The sequence below is a fragment of the Paucilactobacillus salsurae genome (assembly GCF_054784995.1).
This window is the reverse complement of record NZ_BAAHWX010000006.1, coordinates 33,919-59,144: the sequence shown is the minus strand read 5'-3', so window position 1 is coordinate 59,144 and position 25,226 is coordinate 33,919. Positions and strand designations below refer to the sequence as shown.

Annotated in this window: 24 protein-coding genes; 21 read left to right on the top strand and 3 right to left on the bottom strand. The window is 39.2% G+C overall.

Annotated elements, in window-relative coordinates; all coding sequences use genetic code 11:
- The first annotated feature begins 6 nt into the window (after positions 1-6).
- From holB to tsaD, 8 genes are all read left to right on the top strand, one after another.
- A complete protein-coding gene (gene holB / locus ACYVQZ_RS06660) occupies positions 7-1,008 on the top strand; it encodes a DNA polymerase III subunit delta' (RefSeq protein WP_461240627.1) in 1,002 nt (333 codons plus the stop codon).
- 17 nt (positions 1,009-1,025) lie between these two features.
- The gene (locus ACYVQZ_RS06655; RefSeq protein ID WP_461240626.1) at positions 1,026-1,370 is read left to right on the top strand and encodes a DNA replication initiation control protein YabA; all 345 of its coding nucleotides are present in this window, start codon (positions 1,026-1,028) and stop codon (positions 1,368-1,370) included.
- A 14-nt stretch (positions 1,371-1,384) separates the two neighbouring features.
- Complete coding sequence (gene rsmI / locus ACYVQZ_RS06650; protein WP_461240625.1) at positions 1,385-2,251, top strand: 16S rRNA (cytidine(1402)-2'-O)-methyltransferase; 867 nt, start codon at positions 1,385-1,387, stop codon at positions 2,249-2,251.
- A gap of 20 nt (positions 2,252-2,271) precedes the next feature.
- Positions 2,272-3,021: an acyl-[acyl-carrier-protein] thioesterase gene (locus ACYVQZ_RS06645; protein ID WP_461240624.1), complete on the top strand. Its 750-nt coding sequence runs from the start codon at positions 2,272-2,274 to the stop codon at positions 3,019-3,021.
- Positions 3,022-3,077: 56 nt separating this feature from the next.
- Positions 3,078-4,073 (top strand): UDP-glucose 4-epimerase GalE, encoded by a 996-nt coding sequence (gene galE / locus ACYVQZ_RS06640; RefSeq protein ID WP_461240623.1) that lies wholly within the window; start codon positions 3,078-3,080, stop codon positions 4,071-4,073.
- 115 nt (positions 4,074-4,188) lie between these two features.
- A complete protein-coding gene (gene tsaB, locus ACYVQZ_RS06635; protein ID WP_461240622.1) occupies positions 4,189-4,914 on the top strand; it encodes a tRNA (adenosine(37)-N6)-threonylcarbamoyltransferase complex dimerization subunit type 1 TsaB in 726 nt (241 codons plus the stop codon).
- The gene (rimI, locus tag ACYVQZ_RS06630; RefSeq protein WP_461240621.1) at positions 4,898-5,479 is read left to right on the top strand and encodes a ribosomal protein S18-alanine N-acetyltransferase; all 582 of its coding nucleotides are present in this window, start codon (positions 4,898-4,900) and stop codon (positions 5,477-5,479) included. Before tsaB ends, rimI begins: the two co-directional genes overlap by 17 nt.
- Position 5,480: 1 nt before the next feature.
- Positions 5,481-6,506, top strand: a complete 1,026-nt coding sequence (tsaD, locus tag ACYVQZ_RS06625) for a tRNA (adenosine(37)-N6)-threonylcarbamoyltransferase complex transferase subunit TsaD (protein ID WP_461240620.1) — start codon at positions 5,481-5,483, stop codon at positions 6,504-6,506.
- A 48-nt stretch (positions 6,507-6,554) separates the two neighbouring features.
- Here the strand turns inward: tsaD and ACYVQZ_RS06620 are convergent, their stop codons facing one another.
- Positions 6,555-8,480, bottom strand: a complete 1,926-nt coding sequence (locus ACYVQZ_RS06620; protein WP_461240619.1) for an ABC-F family ATP-binding cassette domain-containing protein — start codon at positions 8,478-8,480, stop codon at positions 6,555-6,557.
- A gap of 171 nt (positions 8,481-8,651) precedes the next feature.
- On the opposite strand from ACYVQZ_RS06620, the gene ACYVQZ_RS06615 reads away from it, so the two are divergent.
- The 4 genes from ACYVQZ_RS06615 (at position 8,652) to ACYVQZ_RS06600 (ending at position 13,495) form a co-directional block, all read left to right on the top strand.
- Positions 8,652-9,302, top strand: coding sequence for a redox-sensing transcriptional repressor Rex (locus ACYVQZ_RS06615; RefSeq protein ID WP_461240618.1), 651 nt, complete (start codon positions 8,652-8,654; stop codon positions 9,300-9,302).
- 179 nt (positions 9,303-9,481) lie between these two features.
- Positions 9,482-9,766, top strand: a complete 285-nt coding sequence (groES, locus tag ACYVQZ_RS06610; protein ID WP_461240617.1) for a co-chaperone GroES — start codon at positions 9,482-9,484, stop codon at positions 9,764-9,766.
- 53 nt (positions 9,767-9,819) lie between these two features.
- The gene (gene groL / locus ACYVQZ_RS06605; protein ID WP_461240616.1) at positions 9,820-11,445 is read left to right on the top strand and encodes a chaperonin GroEL; all 1,626 of its coding nucleotides are present in this window, start codon (positions 9,820-9,822) and stop codon (positions 11,443-11,445) included.
- Positions 11,446-11,656: 211 nt separating this feature from the next.
- On the top strand, positions 11,657-13,495 hold the full coding sequence (locus tag ACYVQZ_RS06600) for an APC family permease (RefSeq protein WP_461240615.1): 1,839 nt from the start codon (positions 11,657-11,659) through the stop codon (positions 13,493-13,495).
- An 82-nt stretch (positions 13,496-13,577) separates the two neighbouring features.
- Here the strand turns inward: ACYVQZ_RS06600 and ACYVQZ_RS06595 are convergent, their stop codons facing one another.
- Positions 13,578-14,216 carry a YigZ family protein gene (locus ACYVQZ_RS06595; RefSeq protein ID WP_461240614.1) on the bottom strand — a complete coding sequence of 213 codons (639 nt, stop codon included), beginning with the start codon at positions 14,214-14,216 and terminating at the stop codon, positions 13,578-13,580.
- Between the two features lie 64 nt (positions 14,217-14,280).
- On the opposite strand from ACYVQZ_RS06595, the gene ACYVQZ_RS06590 reads away from it, so the two are divergent.
- From ACYVQZ_RS06590 to prfB, 5 genes are all read left to right on the top strand, one after another.
- Positions 14,281-15,600 (top strand): ATP-dependent helicase ComFA, encoded by a 1,320-nt coding sequence (locus tag ACYVQZ_RS06590; protein WP_461240672.1) that lies wholly within the window; start codon positions 14,281-14,283, stop codon positions 15,598-15,600.
- 62 nt (positions 15,601-15,662) lie between these two features.
- On the top strand, positions 15,663-16,283 hold the full coding sequence (locus ACYVQZ_RS06585) for a ComF family protein (RefSeq protein ID WP_461240613.1): 621 nt from the start codon (positions 15,663-15,665) through the stop codon (positions 16,281-16,283).
- Positions 16,284-16,419: 136 nt separating this feature from the next.
- Positions 16,420-16,974, top strand: coding sequence for a ribosome hibernation-promoting factor, HPF/YfiA family (gene hpf, locus ACYVQZ_RS06580; protein ID WP_461240612.1), 555 nt, complete (start codon positions 16,420-16,422; stop codon positions 16,972-16,974).
- 216 nt (positions 16,975-17,190) lie between these two features.
- Positions 17,191-19,554, top strand: a complete 2,364-nt coding sequence (gene secA, locus ACYVQZ_RS06575) for a preprotein translocase subunit SecA (protein WP_461240611.1) — start codon at positions 17,191-17,193, stop codon at positions 19,552-19,554.
- A gap of 74 nt (positions 19,555-19,628) precedes the next feature.
- Positions 19,629-20,745, top strand: a protein-coding gene (gene prfB / locus ACYVQZ_RS06570; RefSeq protein WP_461240610.1) for a peptide chain release factor 2 whose coding sequence is annotated in 2 segments (ribosomal slippage) — positions 19,629-19,700 and positions 19,702-20,745 — 1,116 coding nt in all. Because the reading frame shifts where the segments join, the coding sequence is not laid out codon by codon here.
- 39 nt (positions 20,746-20,784) lie between these two features.
- Here the strand turns inward: prfB and ACYVQZ_RS06565 are convergent.
- Positions 20,785-21,540 carry a winged helix-turn-helix domain-containing protein gene (locus tag ACYVQZ_RS06565; RefSeq protein WP_461240609.1) on the bottom strand — a complete coding sequence of 252 codons (756 nt, stop codon included), beginning with the start codon at positions 21,538-21,540 and terminating at the stop codon, positions 20,785-20,787.
- A 181-nt stretch (positions 21,541-21,721) separates the two neighbouring features.
- Here ACYVQZ_RS06565 and ACYVQZ_RS06560 point away from each other — a divergent pair, with 181 nt between their 5' ends.
- The 4 genes from ACYVQZ_RS06560 to pstB are packed head-to-tail and all read left to right on the top strand — an operon-like array spanning position 21,722 to position 25,218.
- Positions 21,722-22,585, top strand: a complete 864-nt coding sequence (locus tag ACYVQZ_RS06560; RefSeq protein WP_461240671.1) for a phosphate ABC transporter substrate-binding protein — start codon at positions 21,722-21,724, stop codon at positions 22,583-22,585.
- Positions 22,586-22,598: 13 nt separating this feature from the next.
- Positions 22,599-23,528 (top strand): phosphate ABC transporter permease subunit PstC, encoded by a 930-nt coding sequence (gene pstC / locus ACYVQZ_RS06555; RefSeq protein WP_461240608.1) that lies wholly within the window; start codon positions 22,599-22,601, stop codon positions 23,526-23,528.
- Positions 23,518-24,408 carry a phosphate ABC transporter permease PstA gene (pstA, locus tag ACYVQZ_RS06550; RefSeq protein WP_461240607.1) on the top strand — a complete coding sequence of 297 codons (891 nt, stop codon included), beginning with the start codon at positions 23,518-23,520 and terminating at the stop codon, positions 24,406-24,408. The genes pstC and pstA overlap by 11 nt, the downstream gene beginning before the upstream one ends.
- A gap of 15 nt (positions 24,409-24,423) precedes the next feature.
- The gene (gene pstB, locus ACYVQZ_RS06545) at positions 24,424-25,218 is read left to right on the top strand and encodes a phosphate ABC transporter ATP-binding protein PstB (RefSeq protein ID WP_461240606.1); all 795 of its coding nucleotides are present in this window, start codon (positions 24,424-24,426) and stop codon (positions 25,216-25,218) included.
- Positions 25,219-25,226: the final 8 nt, after the last annotated feature.

The following is a 25,226-nucleotide window of genomic DNA, read 5'->3' as shown; positions in this document are numbered from 1 at the left end:
TTTTTAATGGATAATGTAGAAACAACTGACATCACAACTCAACAACCACAACTGATTTCACGTTTTAAAACGGCGATTAATCAACAAGAATTATCGCACGCTTATTTATTAGTTGGTGGTCAAGATAGTGGTAAAACGCAGGTTGCCTTGTGGGTAGCAATGCGTTTATTTTGTTTACACGTCAAAAATGGGCAACCCGATCTAACTTGTGAGGAGTGCACGCGGATCCAACAACATTTGCACCCCGATGTGTTAGAGATTAATAGTGAGGGTCAAAATATTAAAGTTGATCAAATTAGGTTATTAAAGAGTGAATTCACCAAAAGTGCGGTGGAAGGCTCACAAAAAGTGTTTATTGTGCATGATGCAGATAAAATGACGGTGAGTGCAGCAAACAGTCTACTAAAGTTTTTAGAAGAGCCAAGTAGTACGTTCACCGCATTTTTGTTAACGACTAATAAAGCAGCCATTCTACCAACCATTCAGTCACGCACCCAAATTGTGGAATTACCACCATTAAATAAAGATCAGTTTAAACAATTATTAAAAACAAATGGAATCGCCAGTGAAGTGGTAGAATTAGCCAGTAGTTTAACGAAATCCTTGGATGTCGTGAAAGATCTTACGGAGGACAACTGGTTAGTAGATGCTCAGCAAGTAATCAAGAATTGGTTTCAGCTGGTAGTTAAACAAGATATGCGGGCGTTTGTGCTCATTCAAGCTCAGTTAATGAAACTAGCTGATAATCGTGCCAGACAGCAAGTGTTATTGGATATGATTATGATGGTTTGGCGTGATCCGTTGATGCTAAAAAATGATTCAACGGCCACGATTAATTTTAATGCAGCCAGTAGTGCGGTCGCCCAAGCTGCCCAAACATTTACAAATCAACAATTAACAGCTTGCTGTGAAGAAACGTTGGCGACCAAACGACTACTGGATCAAAATGTTAGTTTTCAAAATATTGTTGAACGACTAACCATTTTATTAATTCGCATTTTAAAGTAGCAGAGAGGAGATAGGCAATGAGTGAAAGCTTAGATAAAAGTGAAATTTATGATCAATTTGCGCAAGTGACTAAACAAACGAAAGATTTATTGACCAATATGGAACAGTTGCAAGTTAAAATCACATCTGTTTTGGAAGAAAATGCAGAACTTTCGATTGAAAATGAACACTTGCACCAAATTATTGACCAGTATAAAAATCAAAGTGATCCGAGTGACTTATCTTCTTCACGACAAAATTTGCAAAAATTATATGAACAGGGCTTCCATGTTTGTAATGAATATTATGGTAAACGCCTTGATAAGAACGAATCGTGCACATTTTGTTTAGATGCCATTTTTGGCCGCCATCAAAAACAATAGGTTGGAGAAAACTAATGCAACAACAGCAGAGTTTTAAAACTGAATCCCAGGGGAAACTTTACTTAGTGCCAACGCCAATTGGTAATTTAGGTGATATGACTTTTCGTGCGGTTGATACATTAAAGCAGGTTGATTTAATCGCCGCAGAAGACACCCGTAACACACAAAAGTTATTAAATCACTTTGAAATTGACACTAAACAAATTAGTTTTCACGAACATAATACGCAAGAACGGATTCCTAAATTAGTTGCATTGCTAAAAGAGGGGCAATCAATTGCACAAGTCAGCGATGCGGGAATGCCGTCAATTTCTGATCCGGGAAAAGAATTGGTTGCAAGTTGTGTGGCACAAAATATTACGGTGGTGCCATTGCCAGGCGCCAATGCGGGCTTAACCGGATTAATCGCTTCTGGGTTAGTACCACAACCATTTTACTTTTTTGGTTTCTTACCACGCAAAAAGACGCAACAAATTGAACAATTACAAGTGCTGTCACAAAGAGAAGAAACGATGATTTTTTATGAATCTCCGTATCGACTAAAAAAAACAATGCTTAATGTAGCTGCTGCGCTAGGGGATGACCGACAAATCGTATTGGCGCGCGAAATTACTAAGAAGTATGAGGAATTTGTGCGTGGACGTGTGGGTGAAATTAATGATTGGTTGCAAGACAATGAACCCCGCGGTGAATTTGTCCTGATTGTGCAAGGTCATCCACAAGAAGAGACAACTGTAGCAGTCTCACAAGATGATGCTCTGTCTGTTGTTGATGAATTGATTGCTGCAGGCCAAACACCGAATAGTGCCATTAAACAAGTTGCCAAACAGTTTGACTTAAATCGTCAAGAACTGTACAAGCAATACCACCACCTGGCCTAAAGGAGAGGATTTGATTTAAGATGCTTGCAAAAAACGAATTTGAAATGCCACATACAATTACATATTACGAGTGTGATCCAACCGGTAAATTATCGATTGACATGCTGATTAATTTAATCATGTCAGTTTCGGAAGAACAATCACGATCTTTAGCAGTTGATACAAAAGTTGTTGCTAAAATTGGTGGTGGGTGGGTTATTACCAACTACGAACTGCAGCTGACTGATTTACCTGCCGAGGGTGATCATGTGATTTTGGGCACCCGCGCAACGGCATACAATAAATATTTTGCTTTTCGTGAATTCTGGCTAAAAAACGAAACCGGTGATGAGTTGGTTCATATTAATGGCATGTTTGTCTTTATGGATTTTGCCACCCGGAAAATGGCCGCCATTCCAAACGCAATTATTGAACCATTTTCGTCCAAACAGGTTAAAAAGATTCCCCGCATTGATCGACCACAAAAGCTAGATACTGAAGCAATCGACACGAAACAAGATTATCGGGTCCGATACTTTGATATTGATTCAAACCAACATGTCAATAATGCGCATTATTTTAGCTGGATGCTAGATGCACTACCAGCTGATTTCTTGAAGCACCATCAATTAACAAAAATGACGATTAAATTTGAACGGGAAGTTCGCTATGGGCAAACGATTAATAGTCAAGTTAGTCAACCACAACCTGATGGTGACAAGTTATTTACTAATCACCAAATTGAATTAGATGGTGACATTCATGCGCAGGCAAATTGCTGGTGGCAATGAAACTTCGACTGACATTGTGGTAAACTAGAAACATTAATTATTCAAGGAGGAACAACATGGCTATTTTAGTAGCAGGTGGGGCTGGATACATTGGCTCACATATGGTGGCAAGACTAGTAGAACAGGGTCAAGAAACCGTTGTTGTTGATAATCTATCTACCGGACACAAAAAAGCAATTAACGCAAAAGCAAAATTTTATCAGGGCGATATTCGTGATCGTAAAGTGTTAGACACAATTTTTGAAAATGAATCAATTGATGCAGTCGTCCATTTTGCCGCATTCTCAATTGTGCCAGAATCAATGGAAAAACCATTGAAGTATTTTGATAACAATACGGGTGGGATGATTACCCTTTTAGAGGCAATGCAAGCACACGATGTTAAAAAGATTGTCTTTTCATCCACTGCGGCTACTTATGGTGTTCCAAAACAAATTCCAATTAAAGAAACTGATCCTCAAGACCCCATCAATCCTTACGGTGAAAGTAAATTAGCCATGGAAAAAATGATGCATTGGGCAGACGTTGCTTATGGGATTAAGTTTGTAGCATTACGATACTTTAATGTGGCCGGTGCTAAAGAAGATGGCACGATTGGTGAAGACCATGGACCAGAAACACATTTAGTTCCCATTATTATGCAAGTTGCTCAGGGTAAACGTGATGAATTGAGTATTTTTGGGGATGACTATAACACTCCAGATGGCACAAATGTGCGCGATTATGTTCACGTAATGGATTTAGCGGATGCTCACATTTTGGCACTTAAATATTTGAATGCCGGCAATGACAGTCAAGCCTTTAATTTGGGCTCATCAACTGGTTTTTCCAACAAACAAATGTTAGAAGCGGCGCGCGAAGTAACGAAACAACCAATTCCAGCTAAATTAGCTCCCCGTCGCCCTGGTGATCCAGATTCACTTGTTGCTGCGAGTGATAAGGCACGAACAATTTTGGGATGGCAGCCACAATTTGACGACGTTCATGATATTATTGAAACAGCTTGGAAATGGCATTCAACTCATCCTAATGGGTATGATGATCGTAAGTAATGATTAAATTATGCAAAAGAGCAGGGATTCTTGCTCTTTTAGTTTGCAAAAAAACCTAAATAGGTTAGTATTCGTTGTAGCAGGAATTATGTAAGAAGTTTCGAAGGGAAAATAAATGAAGATTTTAGCGCTGGATACATCTAATAAACCACTGAGTGTTGCTTTGTTGGAAGACACAAAACTGGTGGCACAAACCACCCTGAAAGTTGCCAAAAACCATAGCAGCTATTTGATGCCAGTGGTGGAAAATTTATTAGCAGTTGCTGATTGGCAACCAGAAGACCTCCAAAGAATTGTTGTGGCTGATGGGCCGGGGTCATATACGGGCATTCGGATTGCTGTGACAACTGCGAAAACGTTAGCAGCCACACTGAACATTGAATTAGTGGGTATTTCCAGCTTAGAGTTAGTTGCTCAAAATATTCTGACGGTCAGTCCAGAAAAAAATGCGATTGCTTTTTTTGATGCCCGTCGTCAAAATGCATTTGTGGGTGGTTATCAAATTAACCAGGGTAGCACGGTTAACTATTTACCCGATCAACATATTAGTATTAGTCATTTAATTGAACAAATTAAACAATACGCACAGCCGGTCGTCGTAGTAGGAACTATCACGGATGAGTTCAAAACATTAGCGGCAAGTGAGCCGTTGATTCAAATTGGCAGTCCGTCAGCTGCAGTGCCGCAAGCAGGTATATTAGGAATGCTTGGCATAAGTCGCCAACCAATTACTGATGTCGATGCTTTTATTCCCAGATATTTAAGAGTTACAGAAGCCGAAGCAGTATGGCAAAAATCACATCCAGGAGAAATTAATCAGACTTATGTTCGTGAAGTTTAAAAAATGGCTAAAAGATGGTCGCCAGCGACGTCGCAAAGATGAAATTGCTGACGCGTTAGCAATCAAAAATGCCATCGTTGATATTAACGATGTGGATTATTTTATTGCGCGAGCACAGATAACTGATGTGCCTGAAATTCTACAAGTGGAGCAACAAATTTATGGCGCTACGCCATGGAACGAAAATGCGTTTGTCCAAGAAATTCGTCGCAAGCGAGACCGACTTTATTTAGTTGTCCGTAAAAATGATATGTTGATTGGCTTTGTTGGCTGTTCATTTGATCGTGTCCATAATGAGTCGCATATTACAAATATTGCAATTACACCGGCCTATCAAAATAAGGGAATTGGTCGTTATTTGTTGCAGTATTTGTTGAAGATTTCTGCTGCTGTTGATATGCATGTAATTAGCTTGGAAGTGCGAATCAGTAATGAAAACGCGCAAAGACTGTACCGCAAAATGGGCTTTTTAAAACGAAAAATAAAAAAGGGTTATTACTTAGGTGATCATGAGGATGCACTCGAAATGGTTCTCGATTTATCCTATTTAAAGGAGCAAGATTAAGTTGGCAAAACGAAATTTAATTTTAGCATTTGAAACGAGTTGTGATGAAACTAGTGTGGCCGTTATTGAAGATGGCCATCAAATATTATCAAACGTCATTGCAACTCAGATTGCTAGTCATCAACGTTTTGGTGGTGTGGTGCCAGAAGTGGCTAGTCGTCACCACATTGAACAAATTACGCACTGCTTAAATGAAGCGTTAGAGATTGCAGATGTGAGTTACGAAGATCTGAGCGCGGTTGCTGTAACCTATGGCCCCGGATTAGTGGGTGCGTTATTGATTGGGGTTAGTGCTGCCAAAACGGTTGCATTTGCGCATCATTTACCATTAATTCCAGTCAATCATATGGCTGGGCATATTTATGCAGCACGCTATGTGACAGATTTTGAGTACCCACAAATGGCATTATTGGTATCCGGTGGGCACACAGAGCTTGTGTATATTGAATCTGAATATGATTTTAAGATTTTGGGTGAAACGCGAGACGATGCAGCCGGTGAAGCCTATGATAAAATTGGACGAGTATTAGGTGTTAACTATCCAGCCGGTAAAACCATTGATGAATGGGCTCATGAGGGGCGAGATACCTTTAATTTTCCGCGAGCTATGGATAAAGAAGACAATTTTGATTTCAGCTTTAGTGGCTTGAAAAGTGCTTTTATTAACACGGTTCATAATGCACAACAAAGACAGACACCGTTAGATAAAAAAGATCTTGCAGCTAGCTTTCAACAAAGTGTTGTTGATGTGTTGGCGCATAAAACTCAGCGTGCATTAAACGATTATCCAGTTAAACAGCTCATTTTGGCTGGTGGGGTAGCAGCCAACCAAGGTCTGCGAGACCGACTTACTGAAGAGGTTGCCAAACATCATCCTAATACTGAATTGATTATGGCACCATTAAAATTATGTGGTGACAATGCAGCAATGATTGGCGCAGCTGGTTATGTGGCTGCTAAACAAGGCGATAGAGCAGATATGGCGTTAAACGCCGATCCTGGACTCTCATTTGCATCATTAGCATAAAAAAACACTGTTTGCGAAATTTATTATTCCGACAACAGTGCTTTTTTGTTATGAGAAATTTTCAAGTTCTTCTTCAAGCTGAGTCCAATCACTTTCACAGATTGCAATTTTTTCCGCGATTGCCGTCATTTGTGCTTGTGCATCAGCTGATTTTTGGGCGTCAGAATAAACTTCTGGCGTAGCCATCGTTAATTCTAATTGCGCCTTTTGGTTTTCTAAATCATCAAGTTGCGTTTCTAGCTCATCCACTTGACGTTGGAGCTTACGTTGTTTTTTTTGCGTTTCTTTTTGTTGTTGATAATCTTGATTTGTGGGGACGGTTTTGGTTGTAGCAGTGACGGATGTTACTGCCGATGTTGCCTGCTTTTCGAGTTGTTCGAGATAGATGTCATAATCGCCCTTATAGTGGGTCATTTCAGTTTTAGTTAACGCTAAAATGTCTGTGGCCACTTGATTAATAAAGTAACGATCATGAGAAATAAACAGAACAGTGCCTTCGAAATCATTGATGGCTTGTTCTAAAATTTCTCGACTATCAATGTCTAAGTGGTTTGTTGGTTCATCCAAAATAAGAAAATTAGCTTCTTCGAATGTTAACTTGGTGAGTAACAAACGGGCTTTTTCACCACCGCTTAGGGCGTGGACAGGTTTAAACACATCTTCACCAATAAATAGAAAACTACCGAGCAAAGAACGTATTTCTTTTTCGTCAACTGTGAGATGATCATCCCAAATTTCGTCGAGTACCGTTTTATTTGGGTGTAATAGCTGTTGCTCTTGGTCGTAATAGCCAATTGTAACGTTAGTGCCTAATTTCATATCACCTTGAATAAAATCGATTTGATGTAAGATTGATTTTAGCAACGTAGATTTACCGACACCATTGGCACCAATAATGGCATAGCGGCGAGGTTTTCGCACTTCAAAAGTAATCGGGCCGGCAATTTTTTCTTGGTCATAGCCAATCACGGCGTGGTTGACTTGCAAGACAATTTCACCGCTGGAATGTTGGGCGTGAAATGAAAAATGCATAGATTGGCGATCATCTGTGACAGGTCGTTCCAAGCGCTCCATCTTTTCGAGTTGTTTTCGTCGCGCTTGAGCTCGTTTAGTTGTCGAAGCCCGCACAATGTTTTTATTAACAAAGTCTTCCAACTCATTAATTTTTGCCTGTTGTTGATCGTAATGTTTCTGTGCCACAATTAAATTATGAGCTTTTTGGTCAACAAAAGCCGAGTAATTACCAGTGTAGTGAGTGAGTTCATGATGATCTAAATCATAGACCTGTGTAATCACATGATCTAAAAAGTAGCGATCATGTGAAACGAGCAATAACGCACCTGAGTAACTTTTTAAGTAATCTTCTAACCAAGACAAAGTCGCCATGTCAAGGTGATTAGTAGGTTCATCTAAGATTAGAATGTCTGGACGTTGAAGTAATAGTTTTGCCAATGCGAGTTGTGTTTTTTGGCCCCCGGATAAAGAATTAATCGGTGTTTCGTAGTCAACGTTTTCAAAATGAAAGCCATGTAAGACACCCCGAATATTTGTTTCAATCTGAAAGCCCCCAGCCATATCGAAGTCATGTTGTAGCTGATCATATAAGGTTAACGTTTTTTCATAGTCCGGAGTTGCAGGATCTAGAGTGGTAATTTTTTGCTCAAGCTTGTGAATTTGTTGTTCCTGTGCATGTAGATCACTAAACACATTATCCATTTCAGCCCAAATATTATTTTGGCTATCTAAGCCTTGATCTTGCGCTAGGTAACCTAATGTTGCTCCTTTTTTGAGACTGACGGTGCCATCATCAGGGGTCGTTAGTTGCGCAATTATTTTTAATAAGGTGGTTTTTCCAGCTCCATTGCGGCCCACAAGACCGATACGGTCACTGGTTTGCACTTGCAGATTGATATTGTGAAATAAAACATCCGCACCAAATTGCCGTTTCACGTTATTTGTTTGTAACAGTAACATTTAATTTAACCTCATTTGTTTAATAACTTGATTGTATCATAAGTCTTGATCAAGCTTCGACTCACAAAAAATAAATAAATTATTTGCAAAAAGTTTCACAAATTGAGAAGTTATGCTAGAATATTAAGTAACGTGAATTTCACAATCAAGTCATTTAAGGAGGGAAGTATCATGGTGAACCGAAAGATTCCTCGGGCAACAGCCAAGCGACTTCCAATTTACTATCGCTATTTAAATATTTTATTGGATGCAAATAAACGCCGTGTTTCTTCAACAGAGCTCTCTGAAGCAGTGCAGGTTGACTCTGCCACAATCAGACGCGATTTTTCGTATTTTGGCGAACTCGGAAAGCGCGGATATGGGTACGATGTTGAAGATTTATTGAACTTTTTCAAAGAAATTTTGAATCAAGATAAATTGACTAATGTTGCTTTAATTGGTGTTGGTAATTTGGGACACGCGTTATTAAACTTTAATTTCCACCAAAATAGCAACGTACGTATCAGCGCAGCTTTTGATGTGAATGAAAATATTATCAATACTGTTCAAAGTGGTGTACCCGTTTATGCGATGGATGAAATGAGTGAACAACTCCAAGAACAACAAATTGATGTTGTCATTTTAACTGTACCAGAAAGCACAGCTCAAGGAGTGACCGATAAATTAGCTCAAATTGGTGTCCATGGTATTTTGAACTTTACACCATTACGTTTGTCTGTTCCAAAAACGTTGCGTGTTCAAAACGTTGATCTAACAAATGAATTACAAACATTAATCTATTTTATTGATCATTATACAAACAATAATGAACCAGAAGAATAGTTTCTAAACAGAGTCGTACCAGGTGGTAAGGCTTTTTTATTTTGTCATGATTTATGATTTGAAAAATGTGTTCGTAATTCTTGCAATTGAGTCAGAAAATGTTATAGTAGATTTTGTGATTAGCACTTGAGTATGTCGAGTGCTAAAAATAATATTTTTAAATTGATGGAGGGATAAACGTGTTAAAACCATTAGGAGATCGCGTTGTTCTACAAGCTGAACAAGAAGAAGAAAAAACAGTTGGTGGCATTGTATTGGCATCAAATGCCCAAGAAAAGCCAACTACTGGAAAGGTCATTGCCGTTGGTGCCGGAAAGACACTTGATAACGGTGATAAGCTTGCTCCTTCAGTTAAAGAAGGCGACCGTGTATTGTTTGATAAATATGCAGGTAACGAAGTTGAATATGAAGGCGAAAAATATCTAGTTGTTCATGAAAAAGATATTGTCGCAATCGTTGACTAGGGAATAATCGATTTTAAATAATCAAACAATTTTTTATGAGGTGAATTGAAATTATGGCAAAGGAATTAAAATTTTCTGAAGACGCCCGCACAAAAATGCTTAAAGGTGTCGACAAACTAGCAAATACAGTTAAAACAACAATTGGACCAAAGGGTCGTAACGTTGTGTTGGAACAATCGTATGGCTCACCAACCATTACAAATGATGGTGTGACAATTGCCAAGGCAATTGATTTGGAAGATCACTTTGAAAACATGGGTGCTAAGTTGGTTTCAGAAGTTGCTTCAAAAACTAACGATATTGCCGGTGATGGAACAACGACTGCTACTGTATTGACGCAAGCAATTGTCAATGAAGGTATGAAGAACGTGACTGCTGGTGCTAACCCAGTTGGTATTCGTCGCGGAATTGAATTAGCTACTAAAGCTGCAGTTGATGAATTACACAAGATGTCTCACGAAGTTAAGACTAAGGATGACATTGCCCAGATTGCTTCAATTTCAGCTGCTAACCCAGAAGTCGGTAATTTAATTGCTGATGCAATGGAAAAAGTTGGTAACGACGGTGTCATCACCATTGAAGAATCTCGTGGTGTTGATACAACCTTGGACGTTGTTGAAGGAATGCAATTTGATCGTGGCTATATGTCACAATACATGGTCACTGACAACGATAAGATGGAAGCCGATCTCGACAATCCATATATCTTAATCACAGACAAGAAGATCAGCAACATTCAAGACATTTTACCATTGTTACAATCAGTTGTTGAACAAAGCCGTTCACTATTAATCATTGCTGATGATATTACTGGCGAAGCTTTACCAACCCTTGTTTTGAACAAGATGCGTGGAACCTTCAATGTTGTTGCTGTTAAGGCCCCTGGTTTCGGTGACCGTCGTAAGGCACAACTTGAAGATATCGCTATTTTAACTGGTGGTACAGTGATTACTGACGATCTTGGTTTGAACTTGAAAGATGCAACGATTGATCAATTAGGTCAAGCTAATAAAGTCACGGTTACTAAAGAAAACACAACCGTTGTTGAAGGCGCTGGCGCCAAAGAACAAATTCAAGAACGTGTTGACCTATTGAAGGGTCAAATTGCTGAAACAACTTCAGACTTTGACAAAGAAAAACTTCAAGAACGCTTGGCTAAATTAGCTGGTGGTGTTGCTGTTGTCCGTGTTGGTGCCGCAACAGAAACTGAATTGAAAGAAAAGAAATATCGTATTGAAGATGCTTTGAATGCAACCCGTGCTGCCGTTGAAGAAGGATTTGTTTCTGGTGGTGGTACAGCCCTTGTTAATGCCATTGATGCCGTTGCTGCTGTGAAAGCAGATGGCGACGAAGCTACTGGTGTTAAGATTGTGCAACGTGCATTGGAAGAACCAGTTCGTCAAATTGCTGAAAATGCTGGTCTTGAAGGCTCAGTGATTGTTGAACACTTAAAGGGTGAAAAGCCTGGCGTCGGTTACAATGCTGCAACAAATGAATTTGAAGATATGGTTGCTGCTGGAATTGTTGATCCAACCAAAGTTACCCGTTCAGCATTACAAAATGCTGCTTCAGTTTCTGCCTTGTTGTTAACGACTGAAGCTGTTGTTGCTGACAAGCCTGAAGATAATCCAGCACCAGCACCTGCTGCTCCAGCAGGTGGTATGGGCGGTATGATGTAAGCTCAGTAAATTAAATAATAAAAGATTGCGACGTTAATGCCGCAATCTTTTTTTGTTTTAAAAGACAAGGCGAAGTCTGATTAGTTGTGTTAGAGTAATAGATGTCTATAATAAGAATTCCAAGAATTTCCGGAATTTTGGTAGTATTGTGAAATTTCGTGTAGTACAATTGCTTTTGTTCAATTTTTATTGACAATGAGGAGAGATTATCATGTGGCGTTATTTGAAGCGCTTATTAATTGGTAAACCATTAAAAACACTCGATGAAGGCAATCAACATTTAACTAAGTTTAAAGCGTTGGCGTTGCTATCTTCAGATGCCCTATCATCAGTAGCATATGGTACCGAACAAATTACAACGGTTTTACTGACATTATCTGCCGCGGCACTGTGGTATTCATTACCCATTGTTGGCATTGTTTTAATTTTACTGCTAGCGATTACGCTATCATATCGTCAAATTATTCATGCCTATCCTAGTGGTGGTGGAGCATATGTTGTTGCCAGCACTAACTGGGGCCAAGAAGGTGGCTTAGTTGCCGGTGGATCGTTATTGGTTGACTACATGTTAACGGTGGCCGTATCAACGACTGCCGGGACTGAAGCAATTACTTCCGCAATTCCAGCACTGTATCCATATTCAGTTGGAATTGCGGTCATCATTGTCTTTTTAATTATGGCAATGAATTTACGTGGTATGAGCGAAAGTGCTAATTTATTAACGATCCCAGTGTATTTCTTCGTTGTCATGCTCACAATTATGATTATCTGGGGTATTTTTAATATCTCGACTGGTCACATTGAGTACCATGCGACTTCTGCAATTGGGAGTTATGTACCAGGCATGTCTGCGGTACTTTTTATTCGGGCCTTTTCTGCGGGTTCATCTTCACTAACTGGTGTGGAAGCGATTAGTAACGCCGTGCCAAACTTTAATAAACCGCGTTCACGTAACGCCGCGAATACATTAGCAATTATGTGTTTGATTTTGGCATTCTTCTTAACAGGTGTTACGTTCCTGAGTTACTATCTGGGTACTATTCCATCAACGCATGCCACTGTTTTGTCACAAATTGGGGCATCAGTTTTTGGAGGACATGGTATTGGTTATTACTTACTCCAACTTTCAACAGCTATGATTTTAGCGGTTGCTGCGAATACTGGATTCTCAGCTTTTCCAATCTTAGCTTTTAACTTAGCAAAGGATAAGTTCATGCCACATGCATTTATGGACCGTGGTGACCGTCTTGGTTATTCTAACGGCATTATCATGCTAGCCATTGGTGCGGTTGTCTTAATTTTCATTTTCCATGGTCAAACCAATGCTTTGATTCCGCTCTATGCTGTTGGTGTGTTTGTGCCATTTACTTTGTCACAATCAGGGATGATCATTCACTGGTTTAGAGTTCGTGAAGGTTTTTGGTTAGGTAAATCACTGATCAACTTAGTGGGTACATTGATCTCATTTAGTTTAGTGATTTTCTTGTTCTGGCAACATTTTGATAAGGTATGGCCATATTTAATTATTATGCCGCTGTTACTGATGTTGTTCCATAAAATTCGTGAGCATTATAAGAAAGTTGCCAAACAATTACGCGTGGCTGGTAAAACACAAGTCCAAATCAAAGACTTTGATGGCGCTACAGTGATTGTGTTGGTCAGCAATGTGACGAGAGTGACCGCAGGAGCGATTAACTACGCCCGTTCAATTGGGGACTACGTGATTGCAATGCACGTTTCTTTTGATGAGAATCCGGGCAAGGAACATAAGACTGCTAATGAATTCAAAGCAGAGTTTCCTGATGTGCGATTCGTCGATATTCACTCATCATATCGTTCAATTGCAACACCAACCTTACGATTTGTGGATGTGATTGCTAAACGAGCAGCCGCTAGAAATTATTCAACGACTGTACTAGTGCCGCAATTTGTACCGCGTCATCCATGGCAACGTGCATTGCATAACCAAACTAGTCTACGATTGAGAACGGTGCTAAATTCACGTGAGAATATTATCGTTTCAACCTATAATTATCATTTAAAAGAATAGTGTGCAAAAAACACTGATTATTTTCTGGGAATTAACGTAAAAAAGGCATTATCACAAATTTTGTGATAATGCCTTTTTTGGGCTAACCGAGAAAAGGAATTTCATGATATCGAGGTTCACCAAGCGCAAAGGACACTTGATTGTGCAGCAAATCAACAATTTTCTGCTTCATGGCGTCAACATTTTTCTCATCAATAAAGATGGTAACAGTAACGTCCACACCATATTGTTCATCAACAATTTCTAAGTGTTGTTGCTGTAAAAAATAGGTCAATGTATCGTGATTTTGATAGGCAAATTCGATGGCTAAACTAGCTTGAAGGACCTTTTGAACTAATCCAGCCTCATGAATAGCTTGTGTGGTTGCATTGCTATACGCACGAATTAATCCTCCTGCACCTAACTTAATACCGCCAAAATAACGCGTCACAATTGCCAAAACGTTATGCACTTCTGTCAGTTGTAGCGATTCAAGAATCGGAACACCAGCTGTGCCACTTGGTTCGCCATCATCGCTCTGTCGTTGAATATGGTCCTGATCGCCTAGAACGTATGCAAAACAATTATGGTTGGCTTTGCGATGTTCTTTTTTGGTCACCGAAATGAAGTCTTTGGCCATTTCTTCATTTTCAATGCGAAATACGGAACAAATAAATCGTGATTTTTTAATAATTAATTCAGATTGATGATCATGTGCAATTGTTAAAGATGGTTTAGTCATTTGAATAAATCCTTTTTGAAGAAAATTGTTATTTTGTCGTATTTAAGTTTTGGAGGGTGATTTTATTAAAGTTGAAAATATGTACGGCAGAAGATTACTCACTACTGAAGTTAACGATAACGAAATTTTACCAAATTTACAACGCTTGCCAACCATGACGGTCAAAAAAGATTATGTGATTTGTCATCGTTGTAACTCCAAACTACCTAAACAAAGAGTTGCGCTACCAGCAGTACATTACTATTGTGATCAATGTCTTAATTTAGGTCGAGTCAGCACCTTAGAGCAGTTTTGGTATTTACCGGAGCCAAATCAATTTTCTGAAATAAAAAATTCGCTCACGTGGCAAGGACAATTATCCATGTTGCAAGAACGATGCTCGACAGAAATTTGTCAGGCGTTAGCAAAGCATGAACGCCATTTGCTGTGGGCAGTGACAGGTGCTGGGAAAACCGAAATGCTCTTTCAAGCAATTAGCCAAGCTTTGCAACGGGGTGAACGTGTCGCCATTGCTTCACCACGAGTGGATGTTTGTTTAGAACTTTACCCAAGACTGCAAGCTGCTTTTCAGCATCATGAAATTTGCTTATTACATGGTCGCCAAAAGCAGCCATATTTTTACGCACAGCTAACCATCTGTACGACGCATCAATTACTGCGCTTTTTTCACGCCTTTGATAACTTAATTATTGACGAGGTGGATGCATTTCCGTTTGCCGCAAATCAGCAACTTTTATTTGCGGCTGATCAAGCTGTCAAAAAAACAGGTGGCTGCTTATATTTAACAGCTACACCTAGTAAAGAATTATTAGCACAGACCAGAACAAAGAAATTAGCAATCACCTATTTGCCGTTAAGATATCATGGCCACTTATTACCAACGATTCAGCTCAAAATGGCGGTCAAATGGCGCACACAATTAAAACAGCAACGGTTACCACAATCACTTGTTTTAGCAATCAAAAATCGAATCAACAAAAAGAGACGATTCCTACTGTTTGTTCCTCACGTTGCAGATTTACCACATATTGCTGCAGCTCTTAAAAAAATAGTTTCTGATACCATCTTTATGACCGTTCATGCAGCCGATCCGCAGCGATTAGAGAAGGTACAAACTATGCGTGATCAAAAAATTCAATTTTTGGTAACGACGTCGATTTTGGAACGAGGGGTTACGTTTCCAGAAATCGATGTATTGGTGCTGGGCGCTGATGATTCCGTTTTTTCAAGTGCGGCGTTAGTTCAAATTGCAGGGCGTGCCGGAAGATCAGCAAAGCGACCGACGGGGGATGTTTTGTTTTGGGTGAGCTGCTATACCCGCAACGTACGTGCAGCGTGTCAGCAAATTAAATTTGTCAATCGAAAAGGCAAGGCACTGCAATGAATCAGTGTGTGTTGTGTCAAAAGGTAATTAACTTTAAATTATCTTTAAAGCAAGTACTGTGGTTGGGCCCAATTGAAGAACCGTTGGTTTGCCAAACGTGTTGGCAAACATTTAAAAAAATCGGGCCATCAATCTGTCCTGGTTGCGGGAACAGTCAAAATGATACTAGTATTTGTTTAGATTGTCAGAAATGGCAAAAACGCTATGGGTATCTAGTAAATAATAGGGCACTCTTTGAATACAATGATGCATTTAGCGACTACATGCAAAAATATAAATTTCAAGGTGATTATCAGTTAAGAGTTGTTTTTCAGGATATATTTAACCAGTTTGTGACTAGCATAGGAGCAGATATTATTATTCCTATTCCAATAACTCACCATACCATGGACACACGAGGCTTTAACCAAGTTATAGGTTTTTTAAAGACTAATTTTTATGATGAAACGGTATTAAAACATAAGTCTGAAAGTAAAGAAACTCAGTCATTAAAAACAAGACGAGAGAGGTTAAACATGATACAACCTTTTGAAATAGTATCCGGCAATTGTGACAAGCTAACTAATCAACATGTGTTATTAGTTGATGATGTCTACACAACAGGACGAACTTTGTATCATGCGGCACAGTTAGTCAAACGATACCAGCCACAATCGGTGACTAGCGTGACATTGGCGCGTTGATTATTTTTTTATAAAAACGTTACCATTTCAATTGTGTAACGGTCTGGACTCATCTATAATATAAGTAAGGATATGAGAAGAGTGGTCCTTCTGATATCAGAACAAGTATTGCTTGTACTGAAGGGAGAGATTTTCTATGCTTAAGTTTAATATTCGTGGTGAAAATGTTGAGGTTACACCAGCAATTCGGGAATATGTGACAAAACGAATTAGTAAATTAGAAAAATATTTCGACAATAACGTGGAAGCAACTGCCCATGTGAATTTGAAAGTTTATTCCAATAAGACTTTCAAGGTGGAAGTCACGATTCCATTACCATACTTAACATTAAGAGCTGAAGAAACATCACAAGATATGTATGGGAGTGCTGACTTGGTAACTGATAAACTCGAACGTCAAATTCGTAAATACAAGACTAAAGTCAACCGAAAATCTCGTGAAAAAGGATACAAAAATCTGGAGTTTGTTCCAAGTGAAACGCCAAAAGATGAAGAAGATAGCATTGATTTAAACATTGTGCGGACAAAGCAAGTTTCTTTGAAACCAATGGATAATGAGGAAGCAATTTTACAAATGGACATGTTAGGACATGACTTCTTTGTTTTTGAAGACGCTGAAACAAACGGTACAAGTATTGTTTACCGGAGAAATGACGGTCGCTATGGACTGATTGAGGCCAATGGTGATTAAGTAGTAACAGTAATTTAATCTAAATAAAAGCTGCGGTAAACTGTTGGTTTATCGCAGCTTTTATGTGATTTGTTGTTTAAGAAAATAGTTAATTGGGTGAATCTTAGTTCAATTGTTTTAATTATATGTAAATAATGATAGAATATAGCGTGATACTCTAATCAAAATTAAATTTTAAAAAATTAATCAGTATTTGGATACAGAAGGGGTTTATGAATGGCTAATGTACTAAAAAAAATGGTCGAAAGTGATAAAGGCGAACTGAGACGAATCAGCAAATTAGCTGATAAAGTTGAAGACCACGCGCAAGAATATGCGGATCTCACAGACGAACAATTAAAAGCAAAAACAGATGAATTTCGCCAACGTTATCAACAAGGCGAAACATTAGATCAATTATTACCAGAAGCATTTGCGGTAGCTCGTGAAGGAGCAAAGCGTGTCTTAGGATTGTATCCATTCCATGTACAAATTATGGGTGGAATTATTCTGCATGAAGGAAACATTGCAGAAATGAAAACTGGTGAAGGTAAGACATTAACTGCCACGATGCCGGTTTATTTAAATGCCATTAGTGGCCTGGGTGTCCACGTGGTCACAGTTAACGAATATTTGTCGGCTCGTGATGCAACAGAAATGGGTGAATTATATAACTGGTTAGGCTGTAGCGTTGGTATCAATGGTTCAGAAAAATCACCTGATGAAAAGCGGGCAGCTTACGCATCTGATATTACTTATTCCACAAACGGTGAAATTGGATTTGATTACTTACGTGATAACATGGCTGTCTATAAAGAAGATCAAGTTCAACGTGACTTGAACTTTGCGATTGTCGATGAAGTGGATTCAATTTTAATTGATGAAGCGAGAACACCACTGATTATTTCTGGTCCTGGAACGGGAACAAGTAAGCTGTATCAGCGAGCAGATCGATTTGTCAAAACGTTGACTGAAGAAGACGACTACACCATTGACTTGGAATCAAAGACTGTGGCGTTAACTGATCAGGGAATTAAAAAAGCTGAAAAGTATTTTAATCTAGATAATCTATATGACACAGACAACACTGCGTTAACTCACCATTTGGACCAAGCTTTACGTGCTAACTACATCATGTTACTTGATAAAGATTACGTGGTTTCAGACGGTGAAGTTTTGATTGTTGATTCATTTACTGGACGGACAATGCCTGGTCGTCGTTTCTCAGACGGTTTGCATCAAGCGATTGAAGCCAAAGAACATGTTGAAATTCAAGAAGAAAACAAGACAATGGCCAATATCACTTATCAAAACTTGTTCAGAATGTATAACAAGCTTTCCGGTATGACTGGTACTGCTAAAACAGAACAAGAAGAATTCCGCGAAATTTACAATATGGAAACTTTAAGTGTGCCAACTAACCGCCCAGTTGCGCGATTAGATGAACCAGACTTATTATATCCAACGCTCAAAAGCAAGTTTGCGGCAGTTACCAAACGGATTAAGAGCCTTTACGAAAAGGGTCAACCTGTATTGGTTGGTACTGTGGCAGTTGAAACATCTGAATACCTATCAGACCTTTTAGACCAAGAAAATATTCCACATGTGGTTTTAAATGCGAAAAACCACGCACGTGAAGCTGAAATTGTTAAAAATGCTGGTCAACAAGGTGCCATCACGATTGCCACCAACATGGCTGGTCGTGGAACGGATATCAAACTTGGACCGGGCGTGGTCGAACGCGGTGGTCTAGCCGTTATTGGAACTGAACGACATGAATCACGACGGATTGATAACCAACTTCGTGGCCGTTCTGGTCGTCAAGGAGATCCTGGTTTGTCACAATTTTATTTATCACTGGAAGATGACTTAATGCGCCGTTTCGGTGGTGATCGCATTAAAGCATTTTTGGATCGGATGAAAGTTGATGACGAAGATGCCGTTATCAAGAGTCGATTACTATCTCGTCAGGTTGAATCAGCTCAAAAACGTGTTGAAGGTAATAACTACGACTCCCGTAAAAATGTGTTGCAGTATGATGATGTGATGCGTGAACAACGTGAGATCATCTATAAAGAACGACAACAAATTATTACGGAAACTGATTCTTTGAAGTGGGTCCTCATGCCTATTATTGAACGCACGATCAAACGCAGCGTCGATAACCATACAATGGGTAATGAATCTGAATGGGAATTAGAAGACATCATTGAGTTTGCAACAGGTGTCTTGGTCAAGCCAGAAACCATCACAGAAAATGATTTGAAGGGCTTAAGCCGTGAAGAAATCATTAATAAACTCACTGGGCTTGCTAAAGATGTCTACGCAGAAAAAGAAAAACAATTATTTGATCCAGCTCAAATGTTGGAATTTGAAAAAGTTGTGCTATTGCGTGTAGTTGATGCGCATTGGACTGATCACATTGATACAATGGATCAATTCCGTCAGTCTGTGGGACTTCGTGGGTATGGTCAATTAAATCCCCTTGTTGAATATCAAACTGCTGGATACCATATGTTTGAAGAAATGGTTGCAGATATTGAATATGAATCAACTAGATTATTTATGAAGTCTGAAATCAGACAAAACGTTACTCGTTAATTTAAAGAGAAAGCCTTGGACATCCTTGTTCCTCGCTTTCTTTTTTATTGAAAAGCACCATTGGAGGAAATATTGTGGAATTAACAGATGCAAAAAAAAGTATAGAAGAAATGCAACAAGAAATTGCGAACTTCGGGAGGTCTCTTTGACCTCGATGCGTTGAATGAACGCATTGCAGAAAATGAAGCACGTATGGCTGAACCGGACTTTTGGAACGATCAAAATAGTGCACAGCCAGTGATTGAAGCGACCAATTTATTAAAAAACAAACGCGATAATTTTCTGACGTTACAAGATGGATTGGATAATTTAATTGTGACTTTGGAACTACTACAAGATGAGTCCGATGCACAAATGCTGGCCCAATTTGAAATAGACTTAAAAACGCTACAAACGCAGTTAGAACATTATAGATTGGATCAATTACTAGATGAACCTTATGATGCAAACGGAGCCATTTTGGAAATTCATCCTGGTGCTGGTGGCACAGAATCTCAAGACTGGGGTGCAATGTTACTCAGAATGTATACGCGTTGGGCGCAGCAACATGAGTTTACTGTTGAAACGGCAGATTATGAAGTTGGCGAAGAAGCGGGCATTAAAAGTGTGACTTTGATGATTAATGGGCATAATGCGTATGGTTATTTACGTTCTGAACGTGGTGTGCATCGGCTAGTTCGTCTTTCTCCGTTTGATGCAGCTGGACGGCGACATACTTCGTTTGCTTCGGTCAATGTTATGCCCCAATTAGATGACACGACAGAGGTTGATATTAATCCTGACGATTTGCGAATCGATGTGTTTCGTTCCAGCGGTGCTGGTGGTCAACACATTAATAAGACCTCATCAGCGGTCCGAATCACACATCTACCAACTGGAATTGTTGTTGCATCACAAGCACAACGTTCGCAACTGCAAAATCGGCAAACGGCCATGAGCATGTTAAAAGCGAAATTGTATCAATTGGAAGAAGAAAAGAAGGCTAAAAAGCGTGCAGAAATTCAAGGTGAACAACTAGATATTGGCTGGGGCTCCCAAATCAGATCGTATGTCTTTCACCCATATACGTTGGTTAAGGATCATCGAACTAATCATGAATCTCATGATGGTCAAGCAGTCATGGATGGAGATTTAGATCCATTTATTGACGCATATTTACAATGGAAACTCAGTTTAAAAAATCCGAATTAAAAAAATCCGTTATGTCTGTGAAATGACGTAACGGACTTTTTATTTGAAATTAAGTATTTTTTGATCAATCGGCGTTGTATTTTTAAAAATATAACCAAATCCGCGTGCCGTTTGAATCAGTTGCGGCTGTTTAGGATCATCCTCAATTTTATCACGTAAGTGGCTAATGTGAATATCAACCATCCGTGAGGTGCCAATGATATCGTATCCCCACACACCTTCTAATAATTGTTCGCGACTCAGAACATTATTTTGGTGTTTCATCAAATAAATAAGTAATTGAAACTCTTTAGCCGTTAAGCCAAGATCCAGTTTATTTTTATAAACTTTGTACTGATTTAAATCAATGCTGAGATTTTCATAGCTGACGGTATTATCAACTGAGGTGTCATTTGTTGTCTTATCTTCAGATATTGCCGGATTTAATTGTTGATACAGCCATAAACGATGTTTCAAAATGGCGAAAATGGTCGGATAATTAAACGGTTCAGTTAAGAAATCATCAATGTGCAAATCAAATAAGGCACCGATATCAACTTTATTTTTATCAGCAGTTAACAGCATGATGGGGCCGGTTAATTGTGAACGAAACTGAGTAATAAAGGTGGTGGATTCAGCCAAATTGGCTGAATCCAGATCCCAAATAACACCAGCCACTTTTTTTTGAGTTAAAGTCTCAGTGGCACTTGTGGCTGAAGTTGTGTTTTCAACGAACCAGCCTTCATTGTTGGCATGGGCGTTAATGGGAATAAATAAAGGAATTTGGTGTGTCATTAACAAAATATGCAAAGACAAAAGCAAACCTCCTCGTTTTCCGAATAGAAGCTACTTTAACTTTATCATAGTTGCACTGAAAACATAAAATATCTAATTGCATTATTCACATTAATTTACACAAAATTTACATAAAGACCATTTAGAATTTACATACTCCGTTTATAGTGAACTTATCAACTAACAAAGGAGCCTATGGATGATGAAGCGTAAGACCGGAATTGCCCTAATTGCTATTTTAAGCCTCTTAACGTTTGGATTATCAGCTTGTCAGTCAAAATCAGCCATCAAAAAAGTAACTGTAGTTGGATCAACAGCATTGCAGCCGTTGGTCGAACAAGCAGCGCAAACTTATCAAAATACGCATCAAAACGTCAATATTACCGTTCAAGGCGGTGGTTCGGGCACTGGACTGAGTCAAGTTCAAGAAGGTGCTGTGACAGTTGGTAATTCAGATGTCTTTGCAGAACAACAAAATGGTGTTAAAGCGCATAAATTAGTTGATCATCAAGTTGCGGTGGTCGGAATTGTGCCTGTGGTCAATAAAGATGTTGGAGTTACTAACGTTTCCATGACACAGTTACAACAAATTTTTACCGGTAAATTGACTAATTGGCGACAACTTGGTGGTAAAAACATCAAAATAACAATCATTAATCGTGCTCAAGGTAGTGGTACAAGAAAAACTTTTGAAGATACAGTTTTAAAGAAAAAAACACCGATTAAATCTCAAGAACAAGAAGCGAACGGGACGGTCCAAAAAATTGTGGCAAATACGCCAGGTGCGATTAGTTATGTGGCATTTTCTTACGTGAATAACCAAATCAAGGCTTTAAAAATTGATCATGTTACACCCAACTCCCAAAATGTCACAACTAATCGTTGGCAGCTTTGGTCCTACGAGCATATGTATACACTAGGTCAGCCAAATCAAACAACGACCCGCTTTTTAAACTATATTCAATCTGAAAAAGTTCAGACACAGGTTGTGAATAAAATGGGCTACATCAGCATTCATGATATGCAGGTTAAAAAAGATCAACATAATGTAGTCACACCAAAATAAGGAGGACTTTCTGATGGATGACATTAAAAAACGGCTCTTAAATCCGTCTAAAGCAACCCGGCAAGAATTTGTTGGTCACTGGATTGCCAGAATATGTATCGGTCTTATTATCGTCTTAGTAGTCAGTATTTTATACTTTATTACCTCACGAGGTTTGGCAACATTTTTTAATGATCACGTGAATGTGTTTAAGTTTTTATCGGAGTCAAATTGGAATCCTGGCAAGGTGGATGCAAGTGGTAACCAACAGGTCGGGGCGTTACCGATGATTGTGACTTCATTTGGTGTCACCATTTTAGCTGCATTATTAGCAACGCCGTTTGCCATCGGTATCGCCCTTTTTATGAGCGAAATTGCACCTAAAAAAGGCACTAAATTAATTCAAGCAGTGATTGAGCTGCTGGTCGGCATTCCATCAGTTGTGTATGGGTTTATTGGGTTAACAGTAATTGTTCCGGCCGTGCGTCATTTATTTGGCGGTAGTGGGTTTGGTATTTTGTCAGCCACCTTTGTCTTATTCGTGATGGTATTACCCACCATTGCTTCGCTATGTTTAGATAGCATTCGGGCGGTACCCCTGCATTATCGACAAGCATCCCTTGCTTTAGGTGCGACCAGATGGCAAACCATTCACAGGATTATTTTAAAAGCTGCACTACCTGGTATTTTAACGGCCATCATTTTTGGAATGGCCCGTGCTTTTGGTGAAGCACTAGCGGTACAAATGGTGATTGGTAATTCGGTCATGATGCCGCACAATTTAGTATCACCATCAGCCACTTTAACGAGTCAATTAACCACGCAAATCGGCAACACGGTAATGGGGACGTTGCCGAATAATGCACTTTGGTCACTAGCACTCATCTTGTTAGTCATGTCATTAATCTTTAATTTAATCATTCGATTTATTGGAAAGCGAGGCAGACGACAATATGAATCCTAAATCAACTGACAAATTAGCAACTGGTGTGATTATTGTATTGACTGCCAGCGTAGTTTTGATCCTGGTGGCGTTAATTGGCTTCATTCTCGCCAGTGGGGTCCCCCATATTTCATGGCATTTCTTAACGGGTGTTTCTGAATCTTTCAGTGAAGGTGGCGGGATTCGCGATCAGTTATTTAACTCTTTGTACTTGCTCGTTTTAACGTTACTAATTTCCATTCCGTTAGCTTTAGGAGCAGGAATTTATTTGGCTCAGTACGCACCAGATAATGTGATGACGCAAATTATTCGCACGACAATTGAAGTATTGAGTTCTTTACCATCTGTTGTTGTTGGACTGTTTGGTTATTTATTATTTGTGATTAAGTTCAATTTGGGTTTTTCTATTTTAGCCGGGGCAGTGGCACTTACCTTTTTCAACTTGCCACTGTTAACACGTAACATTGAAGAATCACTACGAGCAGTTCCAAACCTGCAACAAGAAGCAGGCCTTTCGTTAGGGTTATCTAATTGGAAGACAACGACCAAAGTGATTTTACCGACAGCGATTCCAAGTATTATTACAGGAATCATCTTAAGCTCAGGACGCATTTTTGGTGAGGCCGCCACTTTGATATACACCGCCGGGCAAAGCGCGCCGCAGGTTAGCTACACCAATTTTAATTTATTTGACCCAATCAGCTTTTTAAATCCAATGCGACCGGCAGAAACATTAGCCGTTCATATTTGGAAGTTAAATACGGAGGGCATTACACCCGATGCGAATATCATTTCTAGTGGGGCATCGGCCGTGTTAATTATCATTATTTTACTGTTCAACTTTGGTGCTCGCTATGTCGGTAATGCAGTTTACAAAAAATTAACTGCCAGTGAAAGTTAAAGAAGGGATTCGTCAATGAAAAATTACGATGTTCATGATCAATTCATTACAGAGATTCATGATGAAGTAGCACTATCAACCAACGATTTACAGGTATTGTATGGTGATCATCAAGTCGTGTTTGATGCGAATTTGAAATTTCCGCGGTTTAAAATTACCGCACTGATTGGTGCATCTGGTTCAGGTAAGTCGACCTATTTACGATCGTTAAACCGTATGAATGACAAAGTTGCCACCGTTCACGGCCAAATTATGTATCGTGATCTTGATATTAACTCGTCTCAAATCAACGTGTATGAGTTACGCCAACAAATCGGCATGGTTTTTCAACGCCCGAATCCATTTGCTAAATCGATTCGTGAAAATATTCTATTCGCCCCTAAGCAACATGGTGTTAGTGATAAGCACGAATTAGAGAGACGTTTAGAAGAGAGTTTAAAGCAGGCGGCGATTTGGGACGAAGTTAAAGATAATCTTGATAAGAGTGCTCTTTCATTGTCAGGCGGGCAACAACAGCGAATTTGTATCGCCCGCGCCATTGCCATGCAGCCGGATATTCTATTAATGGATGAACCTGCTAGTGCTTTAGATCCGATCTCAACCGCCAAAATTGAAGAGACAATGAAACAACTTAGTCAAAACTACACCATTATTATTGTGACCCACAACATGCAACAAGCATCGCGAATCAGTGATTATACAGCCTTTATGCACATGGGACGCATCTTAGAATTTAACCAAACAGCAACCATTTTTACACAACCGAAAATTAAAGCAACCGAGGATTATATTTCAGGTAACTTCGGCTAAGGAGGTGC